The sequence below is a fragment of the Ruegeria sp. HKCCA0235A genome, from assembly GCF_013033235.1.
In the GTDB taxonomy this organism is placed as follows: Bacteria; Pseudomonadota; Alphaproteobacteria; order Rhodobacterales; family Rhodobacteraceae; genus Ruegeria.
The window spans coordinates 119,148-132,096 of record NZ_WQDQ01000011.1; the positions used below are offsets into that span (position 1 = coordinate 119,148).

Genomic DNA, 12,949 nt, shown 5'->3' on the forward strand with positions numbered 1-12,949 from the left:
TGGCTTCAGAACTCCGCGGCAAGGCGTGTGCCCTGATTGATTGCGCGTTTGGCGTCCAGTTCCGCGGCCACATCCGCGCCGCCGATCACATGCGGGGTGATCCCGCGTTCGATCAGCGCGTCGGCCAGCGACCGCTCGGGCACCTGTCCTGCACACAGAACGATCGTATCCGCCTTGATGACGGTCGGATCGGCGCGCTCTTCTCCGAACGAGACATGCAGCCCCTCGTCGTCGATGCGTTCATAGTTCACGCCGCCCACGAAGCTGACATCCTTCATCTTCAGCGTGGCGCGGTGGATCCAGCCGGTGGTCTTGCCCAGCCCCTTGCCATGCGCCTGCTTCTTGCGTTGCAACAGCGTGACCTGCCGCTTGGGCGCCTCGGGCTGCGGGCCTTCGGGCGCCAGGCCTGCGCGGTGCTGCTCGGGGTCGGCGACGCCCCATTCCTTCATCCACAAGGGCAGGTCGGTGGTGGGCGAATGGCCTTCCTCCAACAGGTATTCCGACACGTCGAAGCCGATGCCGCCCGCGCCGATCACGGCCACCGATTTGCCCACCGGGGCCTTGTCGCGCAGCACGTCGACGTAGTTCACGACATTGTCGCTGTCCTCGCCCGGGATCTGCGGGTCGCGCGGGTTGACGCCCGTGGCGATCACCACCTCGTCGAACCCGACCAGATCGTCGGCGCAGACTTTGCGGCCCAGTTCGACCTTGACGCCCAGATCGTTCAGCATGGTGCGGTACCAGTCCACCAAGCCCCAGAACTCTTCCTTGCCCGGCACCTGCTTGGCCATGTTCAGCTGGCCGCCGATCTCGTCGGCTTTGTCAAACACGGTCACGTCATGGCCGCGCTCCGCCGCCGTCATCGCCGTGGACAGGCCCGCCGGCCCCGCGCCCACGATGGCCACGCGCTTGGGCGTGGCGGCCTTTTCGATCACCAGCTCGGTCTCGTGGCAGGCGCGCGGGTTCACCAGGCAGGAGGTCAGCTTGCCGCTGAAGGTGTGATCCAGGCAGGCCTGGTTGCAGGCGATGCAGGGCGCGATCCTGGCCGAGTCACCTACCATCGCCTTGGCTACGAAATCCGCATCCGCCAGCATCGGCCGCGCCAGAGAGACCATGTCGGCACAGCCCTCGGCCAGCACCTGCTCGGCCACTTCGGGCGTGTTGATCCGGTTCGAGGTGATGACCGGAATCCCCACCTTGCCCATCAGTTTCTTCGTCACCCAGGCAAAGGCCCGGCGGGGCACCGATGTGGCGATAGTCGGAATCCGCGCCTCGTGCCAGCCGATGCCAGTGTTGATGATCGTGGCCCCGGCCTTTTCGACCGCTTGCGCCAGCTGCACCACTTCTTCGAAGGTCGAACCATTTGGTACAAGGTCGATCATCGACAGCCGGTAGATGATGATGAAATCGGTTCCCACCGCCGAGCGGGTGCGGCGCACGATTTCCAACGGCAGGCGCATCCGGTTCTCATAGGACCCGCCCCAGCGGTCGGTGCGCTTGTTGGTGTGGGTCACCAGAAACTGGTTGATGAAATACCCCTCGGACCCCATGATCTCGACCCCGTCATAGCCCGCCTTTTGGGCCAGCACGGCGGCGTTCACGATGTCGCTGATCTGTTTCTCGATGCCGTCCTCGTCCAGTTCGTTGGGGGGGAAGGGCGAGATCGGCGATTTCACCGGGCTGGGCGCCACGCATTTCGGCCCATAGGCATAGCGGCCCGCATGCAGGATCTGCATCGCGATCTTGCCGCCCGCCTGATGCACACGGTCGGTGACGACGGAATGGTTTGCCACATCCTTGTCGATGGTCATCATTGCAGCCCCCGGCAGGACCGAGCCTTCGAGGTTCGGCCCGATGCCGCCCGTGACCATCAGCGCCACGCCACCGCGCGCGCGGGCGGCATAGAACTCGGCCACCCGGTTCCAGTCGCCGGTTTCCTCCAGCCCGGTATGCATCGAGCCCATCAGGACCCGGTTCTTCAACGTGGTAAAGCCCAGATCCAGTGGTGCCAGCATGTTTGGGTACACAGTCATGGCAAAACTCTCCCTCCTGAATTTGCGTGATAGATTGACGTTCGCGTAAACTTTGTCACGCGAAACCCCACGTCACCCTCTTTGCTGTTGCGCCGGTGATTGCTAGAGGTGGGCGAAACAACACGATGAGGCCGCGCATGACCCCCGAAGAAATTGCCAAACTGCCCTTTCGCCCCTGCGTCGGGCTGATGCTGATGAACGATCAGGGCCAGATCTTCGTCGGCCAGCGCAACGACCGGTTCGAGGACGCCTGGCAGATGCCACAAGGCGGCGTGGACAAGGGCGAAGACCCTCGTGATGCGGCCTTGCGAGAGCTGTTGGAAGAAACCGGTGTAACCGGTGATCTTGTGGAAATCGTGGCCGAGACCGAGGGCTGGCTGCCCTATGACCTGCCGCATGACATCGTGCCCAAGATCTGGAAGGGCCGCTTCCGCGGGCAGGAGCAGAAATGGTTCCTGATGCGATTTCTAGGAACCGACGACCAGATCGACATCGAAACAGACCACCCCGAGTTTACCCGCTGGAAATGGCAGGACCCCGAGCGCCTGATCGCCGAGATCGTGCCCTTCAAACGCGAGGTCTACGAGCGCGTCATGGAGGCCTTTCGTGGGTACCTGTGCTAAATAACGCTGTCGTAATTCCGCGGGGATCCCGGCTCAGGCATTCTGTTTTTCGTAGACAGGCGTGCCGTCGGGCTCATAGCCGATGACCCACGGTTCCCACCACCAGATCGGGTTCGCCTTGAAACTGTCGCGCGCATCCAGCCGGTCGAGCAGCGCCGAAACCTGGCCGTACCGGTCCAGCTCCAGATCCAACCCAAGCGGCCTTGCCTGTACGAAACGCACATGGGCAGCCAGAAAGATATCCTGCATCGACAAGTAGCTTGGCACGAAACCGTCCTCGCCACTCAGCCGGTCCTCCAGCCAGCCCAGGATGTGGGCCAGCTTCTCGGCCGACCGCTGCAAATGCGCGTTCTGGCCCACGCTCACGCCGGACCACTTCATTTGCGAGATGGTCGTGGCCGCGTAGCCGAAGGTCTGGATGGTCGAGAACACCAGCTTGTCCTGCCACTGCGCGTCCCCGGGCCGAAAGGCAAAGGGTGCCAGTTTCGGCGCGGCCTGCGGCCTGTCCGGATAGGTCGACAGCAGGTATTCGACGATGGTGCCGTTTTCCCACAGCACAAGATCGCCGTCCCAGAATGTCGGCACCTGCAATGTCGGAGTCGCCTGCGCGCGTTGCTCGGCGCTGGGCGTGGTGATTTCCTCTCGCCTTTCGTAATCCAGCGAAAGTTCGTCCAGAACGATCCTGACCGCCCTTGCAAATGGCGATCCCGTCGTGAACAGCAGTGCTCTCATGACAGCCCCCCTTTTTTAATGCGAAAAGCACAACGCTGTCAGAGCTAGCCCTGCCAGCAAAAAAGGGCTTCGCGGCCCGGTGTTCAGGCCGCGCTCGCAGGGTCGAGCCGAATTTTTTCCCGAAGAAAGGCGCGGGAAACCCGCGTCCTCAAACCAACCCTTCTTCCCTCAGCAGCTCCAGCATGTTCGCCTCGGGGCGGGGGCCGATATGGCTGATGACCTCGCGGGCGCAGACATTGCCGATGCGGGCGCAGGTCTCGTAATCGCGTCCCGTCGCCATGCCGAACAGAAACCCGGCGGCAAACTGGTCGCCGGCACCCGTTGCATCAACGGGGACGACCTTCTCGACCGGTACGTCAATGCGAGCATCACCGTTCATAACCGTCACCCCGTCACCCGAGCGGGTGCAGACCACCAGCGGGCAGATCGCCGACGTGCGCCGCAGCGCCTCTTCCAGGTCGTCGGTCTCGAACAGGGATTTGATCTCGGCCTCGTTGCCGATCACGAAATCCAGCTCGTTTTCAATCAGCAGCAGGAAATCCACACGATGCCGTTCCACACAGAACGGGTCGGAAATGGCGATCCCGGCCTTGCCGCCACCCTTGTGACAGGCACGTGCGGCCTCAAGGAATGCCGCCTTGCCTTTTTCCTTGTCGAACAGATACCCCTCGAGGAACATGATCTGGCTGTTTCCTGCGACCTCATCCGGAACGTCCTGAGACGACAGTTCCGAGGAAATGCCCAGATAGGTGTTCATCGACCGCTCGCCATCAGGCGAGACAAAGATCATCGAGCGTGACGTGGGCAATTCGCCACCCGGAACAGGCGGGTTCACGAAGTCGACGCCATCTTCGTTCATCGCATCTGCATAGAACCGGCCCAGAGCGTCATCGTGTACCCGGCCGATAAACGCTGCATCCAGCCCAAGCGCGCCTGCGCCCGCAATTGTATTAGCTACTGAGCCGCCCGGCGTTTGAACTCGGCTTTCCATCGAGGCGTACAGCACCTCGCCGCGTTCCTGTTCGATCAACTGCATGATGCCTTTTTCGATGCCCATCAGCTCCAGAAAGTTGTCATCGGCCTGGGAAATCACGTCCACAACGGCATTTCCGATGCCGGTCAGTTGATAAGTCTTCATAGGGTTTTGTCCTCGAATTGGCAGAGATCACGGATGATGCAGGTCGGGCATTGCGGCTTGCGCGCCTTGCAGTGGTACCGGCCATGCAGGATCAGCCAGTGATGCGCATGAAGTTGAAAGTCAGCGGGAATATTGTCTTCGATGGCGCGTTCGACCGTGTCCACATCCTTGCCGGGGCAAATACCGGTGCGGTTGCCGACGCGAAAGATATGGGTGTCCACCGCCTGCGCCGGTTGCCGCCACCACATGTTCAGAACCACGTTGGCCGTCTTGCGGCCCACACCCGGAAGGGATTGCAGGGCAGCCCGGGAATTGGGAACCTCGCCACCATATTCGTCAACCAGGATACGGCTGAGCTTGATGACGTTCTTGGCCTTCTGGCGGAACAAGCCAATGGTCTTGATGTGCTCGATCAGGCCGTCCTCGCCCAGATCCAGCATCTTTTGCGGCGTGTCGGCGATCTTGAACAACTCGCGCGTCGCCTTGTTGACGCCCGCATCCGTGGCCTGCGCCGAAAGGGCCACGGCGACGACCAGAGTATAGACGTTCACATGCTCCAGCTCTCCCTTGGGTTCCGGGTCGGCCTCTTGAAAGCGCGTGAAAATCTCGCGGATCGAATGATAGTCGAGTTGCTTTGCCATCCGGGCCTTAATGCCGTCCACCGCGCCCTGACACAAGCACAAAGCCAATGCGCAAGTTCCGGGTCGCGGCAGCGTGGCCGTCGCGCTATGGTTTTGTCAGATGATGAGGTGGAACCATGAACGTCCAGACCCCAGAAAGCGGTTATCATTACAACGTCATGCGCCGGGCAATCGAGTTGATCGATCAGGGTGGTGAAAGCCTGAGCCTTGATGAACTGGCCCGCCAGATGGATATGAGCCCGGCCCATTTCCAGCGTTTGTTCTCGCGTTGGACCGGAGTGTCACCGAAACGGTATCAACAATACCTGACGCTGGGCCATGCGAAGGCATTGTTGCGTGAACGGTTTACGACATTGGAAACGGCCCACAATGTGGGCCTGTCCGGCAGCGGGCGTCTGCATGATCTGTTCCTGAAGTGGGAATCGATGAGCCCCGGCGAATATGCCCGCAAGGGCGAAGGTCTGACGATCTATTGGGGGTGGTTCGAATGCCCCTTTGGCCCTGCGCTGGTCATGGGTACCGACAAGGGCATTTGCGGCATCGCCTTCGGTGCCGAGACCGGCGAAGAGGCCGCGATGGAAAACATGATCTCGCGTTGGCCCAAGGCAACGTTTGTCGAAGATCCGATGCGCCTGCGTCCTTGGGCGCTGAGTGCTTTTGGCGCTGCCAGCGACCGGTTGGAGCCGACACCGCTTTTCCTGATCGGATCACCTTTGCAAATCAAGGTGTGGGAAGCGCTGATGCATATCCCGTCCGGGCAGGTCACGACCTATTCCGAGATCGCCCAGCGAGTCGGCTCGCCGCAAGCCGTTCGCGCCGTTGGAACGGCAGTTGGCCGCAACCCGGTTAGTTGGTTGATCCCCTGCCATCGGGCATTGCGCAAATCAGGTGGTCTGGGGGGCTATCACTGGGGCTTGCCTGTCAAGCGTGCCATGCTGGCCTATGAGGCGGCGCAGGCAGATGCCTGATTGACAGACGGCCCGGCCGCTGCCAAAAGGCACCTCAGGTTCGGGTCCCCTGCCGTTCGCGGCCATTGGCTTTGGTGAAACCCGGTTTGAAAAGCATCTGCTGCCCTTTCCCGGCGCGCGGATGGAAATGCGAACCCCGTCCTGACTTCGCGCCCGTTCAAGGAAACGAGGCACATGATGACACGATCCCGAACCGTTGCTCCGGTTGAAGAGCTGAAAGCGCAGGCGAAACGCCTGCGGGAAGAATTGAAGACGAAGGGCGTTTCGCTGTCGCACAGCGCGGCATTGGAACTGCTGGCCCATCAGCATGGTGTTCGAGACTGGAACACCTTGCATGCAATGGCCGGAAACCGGATGCATCTGCGTGTGGGTGATCGGGTTGAAGGGCGCTATCTGGGTCAGGCGTTCACGGCCGAAATTCGCGGTCTGACCATGCTTGGCGATGGCGCGCGTCGCCGAGTGACCCTGCATTTCGATACGCCGGTAGATGTGGTGCGCTTTGAAAGCTTTTCTGCATTTCGACAGCGCGTCACCGGCGAGATTGGGTGGGACGGTCAATCCCGGCGCCGCACGTCCGATGGCGTACCCCAGCTTGTGGTACGGCCCCTATAGGGGGTTGTGGGCAGGGCCAACCGCGTTGCCCCGCCCGATCTGTCTGCTTTGCAGGTATAGTTACTCTGCCGCCCAACCACCGACAGCTTTGACCTCGAGGAAGTCCTCAAGCCCAAAGACGCCGCCTTCACGCCCGTTGCCGGATTGCTTCATGCCGCCGAACGGTGAGCCCGCGCTGCGCGATTGCCCGTTCATTTCGACCATGCCCGACCGCAGCGCCCGCGCCATGCGATTGGCACGCGCGCCGTCCTGCGTCTGAACATAGTTGGTCAGGCCATAGGGTGTATCATTGGCGATTTCGACAGCCTCTTCTTCGGTGTCGAAGGGGATCATGGTCAGAACCGGGCCAAAGATTTCTTCGCGGGCGATGGTCATCTGGTTGTTTGCATCGGCAAAGACCGTGGGGCGGACATAGTAGCCCTTGTTCAGCCCCTCTGGCCGTCCGGTGCCACCTGCGACCAGCCGCGCCCCTTCATCGATGCCTTTCTGGATCAGGTCCTGAATCTTGGTCCACTGAACTTCATTCACCACCGGGCCGATATGGCGGCCTTCCTCTGAGGCAGGGCCAACCTTGACCATGTTTGCGACCTCGGCCGCGGTTTCCACAGCCTTGTCATAGATCGGGCGTTGCACCAGCATCCGGCTGGGGGCGTTGCAGCTCTGGCCGGTGTTTTGCATCATGTGCAGCACCCCACGCTTGACCGCCTTATCGTCCGCGTCCTCAAAGATGACGTTGGCCCCTTTGCCTCCAAGCTCAAGATGTACTTTCTTGAGGGTATCAGCCGCATTTTTGGAAATCGCGGTGCCTGCGCGGGTCGAGCCGGTGAAGCTGACCATGTCCACATCCGGATGGCCCGAAAGTTGCGAACCAACACCCGCGCCGTCGCCGTTGACCAGATTGAACACACCGGGCGGGAAGCCTGCCTCGTCCATCATCTCGGCAAAGATCATCGCGTTCAGCGGGCTTTGTTCCGACGGTTTCAGCACCATGGTGCAGCCCGCAATCGCAGCAGCCCCAACCTTGAGCGTGATCTGGTTCATCGGCCAGTTCCACGGCGTGATCAAAGCGGCAACGCCAACCGCCTCGTAAATGATGCGATCATTCGGCGCATGATCCCCCAGCGGGCGTTCAAATTCAAACGACCTGGCGGCGCGGATGAAGTTCTTCAGGTGATAGATGCCGGCACCCGCCTGCGCCGAGCGCGCCAGATCGATCGGGGCGCCCATTTCCAGCGACATCGCCTGCGCCAGATCCTCTGCCCGGGCTGCATAGAGTTCGACCAGTTTTTCCACCAGCGCGATGCGGGTTTCCACTGGCGTGGCCATCCAGCCCGGCAGGGCGGCCTTGGCTGCGGCAACGGCCGCATTCGTGTCGGCTTCGGCGCCAAGCGAGATCACGGCGCAGGGGTCCTCGGTCGAGGGGTTGATGACCTCGAAGTCATTGGGCTGCGATGGGGCCACCCACTGACCATTAATATAGAAATCCCGCTTTTCGATCATCCTGAGCCCTCCTGAAGGTCTGCCTGAAACCGGCTGTTCGGGGCCACTCTGTCACCCATGCACAGGCTGAGCAATAGTGAATTTGATCAAATTATTTTTGGGCAATGCCCACGAAATCCGTATCGCCAGGCGCGATGGACGGTTTAACCTGCACACAAAGTGATTAGGTTCCAAACAACCGATTCAGGTTTTTCACAGAGAAGGAGATGCCCCATGGGTTTGCGTATCAACGACACCGTTCCGAATTTCACGGCAGAAACGGATCAGGGCACCATTCAGTTTCACGACTGGATTGGCGACAGCTGGGCCATTCTGTTCTCGCACCCAAAGGATTTTACACCTGTTTGCACCACCGAGTTTTCGGCCGTTGCGCAGTTGAATGACGAATGGGCCGCGCGCAACACCAAGGTGATCGGCGTATCGGTCGATGGTGTCGAAGACCACAAAAAGTGGAAGAAGGACATCGAGGAATATGGCAAGGCCAAACCCGGCTTTCCGATCATCGCCGATGACGGTCTGGCTGTGTCCAAGGCTTTCGACATGCTGCCTGCCGAAGCATATCTGCCCGACGGCCGTACACCGGCTGACAGTGCCACGGTGCGTTCCGTCTTTATCATCGGCCCGGACAAGCAGCTGAAGCTGTCGATGACCTACCCGATGACCGTGGGCCGGAACTTTGCCGAAATTCTGCGTGCGCTTGACGGTTTGCAGATGTCGGCCAAGGGCGTTGCGACACCTGCCAACTGGGTGCCGGGTGAAGACGTGATCATCCCGCCAACCGTGTCGAACGAAGACGCCAAGGCCAAGTTTGGCGAGTTCGAAACGATCTTCCCCTATCTGCGCAAGACCAAAGCGCCGTCGTAAGCCGGTTGCCGGGTCAGGGGGGCTGTCTGCCCCCCATCGTGCCCGCTGGCACGATTCCCCCCGAGGATATTTTTTCGCCAGATGAAGCAGGCGGTTGTTGCAGTTCGGGCGACCACCGAAATGTCCTACCCGTGCTGTATTTTCGGGGTTTTCCGGGTGCCCCCGCGCCTGAGGCGCGAAGGCAAAGAGGGGCAGGAAACCGGAGAGAAACCTGACACCCGAAGCAATCAGAAATTATGGCGAATTCCGAAATTGATGCTGAAAGTATCCAGATCGTCCTCTACGTTGCCGGTCAAAGCTCCGTTGGGGGCCAGGCGCTGCGACGAAACATCAAAGGCACGGGCGTAACGGGCATCAACGGTGAACGCTGTCGACGCGTTGATGTCATATGCCACGCCGGCGATCAGCTGGGCGGCCAAGGTGGTGTCGGAATCGTCCAGCGCCACACCCGGCCCGTAAGAAAAATCCAGATCCGAATAGGTGGCCCCCAGACCAAACCCGGCAAACGGTGTCAGCGCGCCGGCCTGTTTGAAATCGAACAGCAGATTGGCAAATAACGAGGTTTGCGTGACGTCGCCCGAGATATTGCCCTCGGGCCCCGGACCATTGCCGGTAAAGTTCACACCATCCACGTCACTTTCGCTGTAAGACAGTTCCAGCTCGATCCGCGTTCCGATGATATCGTTGGACCATTGCGGGATTTCCTTACCTATCGCGAGGCCCAGTCCGAAACCTGCGTCGAATTCGGTATCGACCGATTGCGTCGCGCCACCGATCGTCCCGGTGAAATCGCTGTCCTGTAGCTGGCTGTAGCCGATGAAGCCGTGAATATAGGTGCCGTCGCCCAGGCTCTGCGCGGCAAGCGCCGTTGCGCTGATCGCCAGAGCCGAAGAGGCGAGAATGAGGCGCGTGAACATAACCATCTCCAGTGTTCCAAAGTCCGCATGCCATGGATGTGGACGAGGCTTGCCCAAAAAGAAAGGCGCCGGGCCTTCACTTCGTTTCACAGGTTTTTAGGAATGTGTGAGTGAATAGACACGAGGCTCTGCCACTGTTTCAGGGCACATCCCTGACCAACGGTTCTGACAGGAGTTCGTCGACAAAGAAACTGAGCAACTGCACCCTGCTGGAAACGCCCGCCTTTCGATAGACCGCAGCGCTTTGGGCCTTGATCGTCCCTTCTTTCGTCTGTCGCATTCCGGCAATTTCCGCGATGGAAAGACCCTTGATCGTCAGCATGGCGACGTCACGCTCAGCATCACTGAGCTGCCACTCGCTGAACTGGGTTTCGATGACCTGGGCAAAGGCCCCTTGCGCCACTTGCAGTTGCCGCTGCATGTCGCGCACCCGTCTGGACTGGGAACGGATCAGGGCGATCGTGGCGCTCAGGCCGCCGACAAGCGCCAGCGACAGAAACAGTTCGAACGAATGAAGGTGACGAAACCCTGCGCCGTCACCGCCTGTCCAATCCAGCACCGCATCCGTCATGAAAAAGGCGGCGCAGAGGGCCTGCACCACCAGAAGGAGCCAGAGCAAAGACGTTTGAGGTACTTTCATGCGGCCCCTTGGACGTTGCAGGTTCAGTCGTCGTCCTCTTCGAGCTCGATGGCTGTCACCACCCCGTCCGTGTCAGACAGAACCAGTTCAGTTTCCACGCCATCCTTGGTGAGTTCAACCTCGATCTTCCCACCTTCGAATTCGATCTCTTCGATCTGGTACCCCTGGGCTTCAAGCGCCGTGCGGATATCGGCTTCGCTTGTGCCCAGTTTGTCGCCCAGTCCGACATTGGCCAAAGCAAGAACCGGTGCGGTTGCGATCAATCCCGTCAGTGTCAGCAGTTTCAAGGTTTCCATATCGCATCTCCTTTTTTCGTTGTGGCGATGCGGTCGAACTGGGGATGGCAGCGGACACCTGCGATTGGTTTTTGGTTGAAACAGGGCGAATGGAACCAAGGTTTATGCCATTTGCGGCCGTTTGCGCGCGTCAGGTTCAGATTGCAATCAAGTTGTGATAGTTTGTTTTGCGGAAACATACGGGCATGTGACCAACGATGTCGGGCTTTCTGACTGTCCTGAACAGGAGAAAACCATGGCTTTTACAGATTGGTACGTCGAGGGAGAAAGCTTCGGAAACTGCAACTGCGGCTATGCCTGCCCCTGCCAGTTCGAGGAATTGCCGACGCATGGCGATTGCCGCGGCTTCGAGGTGCTTGAAATATCCTCCGGATATTTTGGCGAAACGGATCTGAGTGGAACCAAGGCTGCGTTGATCTATGCATGGCCCGGGCCAATATTCGAAGGTGGCGGCGAAATGCAGGTGATCGTCGACCCCGCGGCCTCACCGGCGCAGCGCGATGCGTTGGAAAAAGTCTTTCACGGCGAAGAAACCGAAGAGATGGCAACCCATTGGTACGTGTTCCGGGCCATGTGTGAGACGGTGCACGACACGCTGTACCTGCCGATCGAGCTTGAGATGGATATCGAAGGACGAACGGCCAGTGTTACTGTTGGCGACGTTCTAAAGTCGACCGGGCGCCCGATTCAGGCCCCGCATGGTGGCGGCGAACACCGTGTACGTATCGATATTCCCGGTGGGATCGAATTCACCATTGCCGAGATCGGCAGCGCCTCGACCCGAGCCGATGCGGCGATCAAACTGGATCTGAAAGACAGCTACGGCCAGTGGCACCTGTTGAAACATGGCCCCGGTGGTGTCGCGCACTGACCTGCGGTCAGGCGGCTTTCGCGGATTCATTGGGGCGGACTTTCCAGCCCGGAACCGCCAGATCCGCCGACAGCACCCGGACTTCGAAAGGTTTGAGGACCGGCAATGCGGTCGAACCGTAACTGCCTTCACCATTGGCGAGTTCCGGGAACAGTTTGAACAGCTCGCTTCGGGTGGCGGGTGCCATTGCCCCAAGGCTGGTGTCGCCGGGGTAAAAGGACTCGGACCAGATTCCTTCGACATTCACCAACTCATGCTGATCAAAGAGGATATGAATGTACTCCACCCCATGTGCGGGCGTTTCCTGAACGATGGTATGCCCATTGATCAGCCCCTTTGCGTGGGCCAGCATCGCCGCTTCGCAAAGCATAAGCTCCATCATGGTCGAGGTCACGGCAATCCGGTGCTGTGGGGAAATGACGAGATCGCGGCTTGGGCTGTTCGACCCGAAACAGCCCGCCTTGATCCGTACAGGGGACAGGTGCGTGTTTCGCCGCAACTCAGCCGCGGACAACCGGCGCTTGCCGATCCAGCGGACCGGGCGGGCATGGCCGCCGGCGGTGATGACCGGGTCGCCGGGCTCCAGCGCCTCGACCCGGCGCAGCCCAGTTGGTGTCTGGATCAGAGATCCTGAGGTGAAACACACGAAAGAAGGCAAAGTGTCATACGCGGATGGCGGCGCGGTGCCGGCAAAACTGGTATCTGAAATCGTGTCATTCAGTTCGGCCTGACCCGAAGTGACTATGATGTAACGCGGGTTTGAAAACTGGATCAGGATGAACGTGACCGGCGCGCCATCGACCGTTCCTGTGTAGTTTTCGTAAGTACTGAAATTCTGGGTCGAGCCGGAAAAGCCGGGAAGAGACCCGAGGTCAAGTTGCGAGCTGCCATCCGGGTCGGGATCTTGCAGCAGAGCGTCATTATCCGTGACGTCGACCGAATACGCAGCAGTAATATCAACAATGCGGTTGCTGAACGGGTCTGCGCTGATTTCATAAACAGTAATCGATGCCACGGTCGAACAGCTTCCTTGAAAACGGCAATATCCCCCTTAAGGTTGAGCTAATACACGCAATAAGTGTTAATAATTGATTTACCAAAGTTGCGGCGCAGT

The 12,949-nt window shown here is 59.8% G+C and carries 13 protein-coding genes and 1 pseudogene; 5 read left to right on the forward strand and 9 right to left on the reverse strand.

Annotated features, from left to right (window positions below; all coding sequences use genetic code 11):
* Nucleotides 1-5: 5 nt before the first annotated feature.
* Nucleotides 6-2,033 (reverse strand): NADPH-dependent 2,4-dienoyl-CoA reductase, encoded by a 2,028-nt coding sequence (locus tag GOW56_RS17820; RefSeq protein WP_171206710.1) that lies wholly within the window; start codon nt 2,031-2,033, stop codon nt 6-8.
* A 137-nt stretch (nt 2,034-2,170) separates the two neighbouring features.
* Here GOW56_RS17820 and GOW56_RS17825 point away from each other — a divergent pair, with 137 nt between their 5' ends.
* Entirely contained in the window at nt 2,171-2,656 is a 486-nt protein-coding gene (locus GOW56_RS17825; RefSeq protein WP_171206711.1) for an RNA pyrophosphohydrolase, read from the forward strand.
* A 33-nt stretch (nt 2,657-2,689) separates the two neighbouring features.
* Here the strand turns inward: GOW56_RS17825 and GOW56_RS17830 are convergent, their stop codons facing one another.
* The 3 genes from GOW56_RS17830 to nth all read right to left on the reverse strand — a co-directional run bounded on the left by GOW56_RS17830 (nt 2,690) and on the right by nth (nt 5,167).
* The gene (locus GOW56_RS17830) at nt 2,690-3,388 is read right to left on the reverse strand and encodes a glutathione S-transferase family protein (RefSeq protein ID WP_171206712.1); all 699 of its coding nucleotides are present in this window, start codon (nt 3,386-3,388) and stop codon (nt 2,690-2,692) included.
* A 148-nt stretch (nt 3,389-3,536) separates the two neighbouring features.
* Complete coding sequence (locus tag GOW56_RS17835; protein WP_171206713.1) at nt 3,537-4,526, reverse strand: adenosine kinase; 990 nt, start codon at nt 4,524-4,526, stop codon at nt 3,537-3,539.
* Nucleotides 4,523-5,167, reverse strand: coding sequence for an endonuclease III (nth, locus tag GOW56_RS17840; protein WP_171206714.1), 645 nt, complete (start codon nt 5,165-5,167; stop codon nt 4,523-4,525). Before nth ends, GOW56_RS17835 begins: the two co-directional genes overlap by 4 nt.
* 116 nt (nt 5,168-5,283) lie before the next feature.
* On the opposite strand from nth, the gene GOW56_RS17845 reads away from it, so the two are divergent.
* Nucleotides 5,284-6,135, forward strand: coding sequence for a bifunctional helix-turn-helix domain-containing protein/methylated-DNA--[protein]-cysteine S-methyltransferase (locus GOW56_RS17845; RefSeq protein WP_171206715.1), 852 nt, complete (start codon nt 5,284-5,286; stop codon nt 6,133-6,135).
* A 177-nt stretch (nt 6,136-6,312) separates the two neighbouring features.
* Nucleotides 6,313-6,747, forward strand: coding sequence for a glyoxalase superfamily protein (locus GOW56_RS17850; protein WP_171206716.1), 435 nt, complete (start codon nt 6,313-6,315; stop codon nt 6,745-6,747).
* Nucleotides 6,748-6,807: 60 nt separating this feature from the next.
* Here the strand turns inward: GOW56_RS17850 and GOW56_RS17855 are convergent, their stop codons facing one another.
* The gene (locus GOW56_RS17855) at nt 6,808-8,247 is read right to left on the reverse strand and encodes an aldehyde dehydrogenase family protein (protein WP_171206717.1); all 1,440 of its coding nucleotides are present in this window, start codon (nt 8,245-8,247) and stop codon (nt 6,808-6,810) included.
* 213 nt (nt 8,248-8,460) lie between these two features.
* On the opposite strand from GOW56_RS17855, the gene GOW56_RS17860 reads away from it, so the two are divergent.
* Nucleotides 8,461-9,111: a peroxiredoxin gene (locus tag GOW56_RS17860; RefSeq protein ID WP_171117162.1), complete on the forward strand. Its 651-nt coding sequence runs from the start codon at nt 8,461-8,463 to the stop codon at nt 9,109-9,111.
* A gap of 227 nt (nt 9,112-9,338) precedes the next feature.
* On the opposite strand, the gene GOW56_RS17865 is transcribed toward GOW56_RS17860, so the two are convergent.
* The 3 genes from GOW56_RS17865 to GOW56_RS17875 all read right to left on the reverse strand — a co-directional run bounded on the left by GOW56_RS17865 (nt 9,339) and on the right by GOW56_RS17875 (nt 10,964).
* A complete protein-coding gene (locus GOW56_RS17865) occupies nt 9,339-10,028 on the reverse strand; it encodes an outer membrane protein (RefSeq protein WP_171117164.1) in 690 nt (229 codons plus the stop codon).
* A 139-nt stretch (nt 10,029-10,167) separates the two neighbouring features.
* Entirely contained in the window at nt 10,168-10,668 is a 501-nt protein-coding gene (locus GOW56_RS17870) for a helix-turn-helix transcriptional regulator (RefSeq protein WP_171206718.1), read from the reverse strand.
* A gap of 23 nt (nt 10,669-10,691) precedes the next feature.
* Nucleotides 10,692-10,964 (reverse strand): PepSY domain-containing protein, encoded by a 273-nt coding sequence (locus GOW56_RS17875; protein WP_171172001.1) that lies wholly within the window; start codon nt 10,962-10,964, stop codon nt 10,692-10,694.
* A 235-nt stretch (nt 10,965-11,199) separates the two neighbouring features.
* Here GOW56_RS17875 and GOW56_RS17880 point away from each other — a divergent pair, with 235 nt between their 5' ends.
* Nucleotides 11,200-11,835, forward strand: coding sequence for a DUF1326 domain-containing protein (locus GOW56_RS17880; protein ID WP_171206719.1), 636 nt, complete (start codon nt 11,200-11,202; stop codon nt 11,833-11,835).
* Between the two features lie 214 nt (nt 11,836-12,049).
* On the opposite strand, the pseudogene GOW56_RS22125 reads toward GOW56_RS17880, so the two are convergent.
* Nucleotides 12,050-12,850 (reverse strand): annotated as a pseudogene (locus GOW56_RS22125) (Hint domain-containing protein); the annotation flags it as partial.
* Nucleotides 12,851-12,949 lie beyond the last annotated feature (99 nt).

What these genes read in the sequence shown, in the direction of transcription:
- GOW56_RS17820 (WP_171206710.1), bottom strand. Translation starts at nt 2,033, where the DNA reads ATGACTGTGTACCCAAACATGCTGGCACCACTGGATCTGGGCTTTACC.
- GOW56_RS17825 (WP_171206711.1), top strand. Translation starts at nt 2,171, where the DNA reads ATGACCCCCGAAGAAATTGCCAAACTGCCCTTTCGCCCCTGCGTCGGG.
- GOW56_RS17830 (WP_171206712.1), bottom strand. Translation starts at nt 3,388, where the DNA reads ATGAGAGCACTGCTGTTCACGACGGGATCGCCATTTGCAAGGGCGGTC.
- GOW56_RS17835 (WP_171206713.1), bottom strand. Translation starts at nt 4,526, where the DNA reads ATGAAGACTTATCAACTGACCGGCATCGGAAATGCCGTTGTGGACGTG.
- nth (WP_171206714.1), bottom strand. Translation starts at nt 5,167, where the DNA reads ATGGCAAAGCAACTCGACTATCATTCGATCCGCGAGATTTTCACGCGC.
- GOW56_RS17845 (WP_171206715.1), top strand. Translation starts at nt 5,284, where the DNA reads ATGAACGTCCAGACCCCAGAAAGCGGTTATCATTACAACGTCATGCGC.
- GOW56_RS17850 (WP_171206716.1), top strand. Translation starts at nt 6,313, where the DNA reads ATGACACGATCCCGAACCGTTGCTCCGGTTGAAGAGCTGAAAGCGCAG.
- GOW56_RS17855 (WP_171206717.1), bottom strand. Translation starts at nt 8,247, where the DNA reads ATGATCGAAAAGCGGGATTTCTATATTAATGGTCAGTGGGTGGCCCCA.
- GOW56_RS17860 (WP_171117162.1), top strand. Translation starts at nt 8,461, where the DNA reads ATGGGTTTGCGTATCAACGACACCGTTCCGAATTTCACGGCAGAAACG.
- GOW56_RS17865 (WP_171117164.1), bottom strand. Translation starts at nt 10,028, where the DNA reads ATGTTCACGCGCCTCATTCTCGCCTCTTCGGCTCTGGCGATCAGCGCA.
- GOW56_RS17870 (WP_171206718.1), bottom strand. Translation starts at nt 10,668, where the DNA reads ATGAAAGTACCTCAAACGTCTTTGCTCTGGCTCCTTCTGGTGGTGCAG.
- GOW56_RS17875 (WP_171172001.1), bottom strand. Translation starts at nt 10,964, where the DNA reads ATGGAAACCTTGAAACTGCTGACACTGACGGGATTGATCGCAACCGCA.
- GOW56_RS17880 (WP_171206719.1), top strand. Translation starts at nt 11,200, where the DNA reads ATGGCTTTTACAGATTGGTACGTCGAGGGAGAAAGCTTCGGAAACTGC.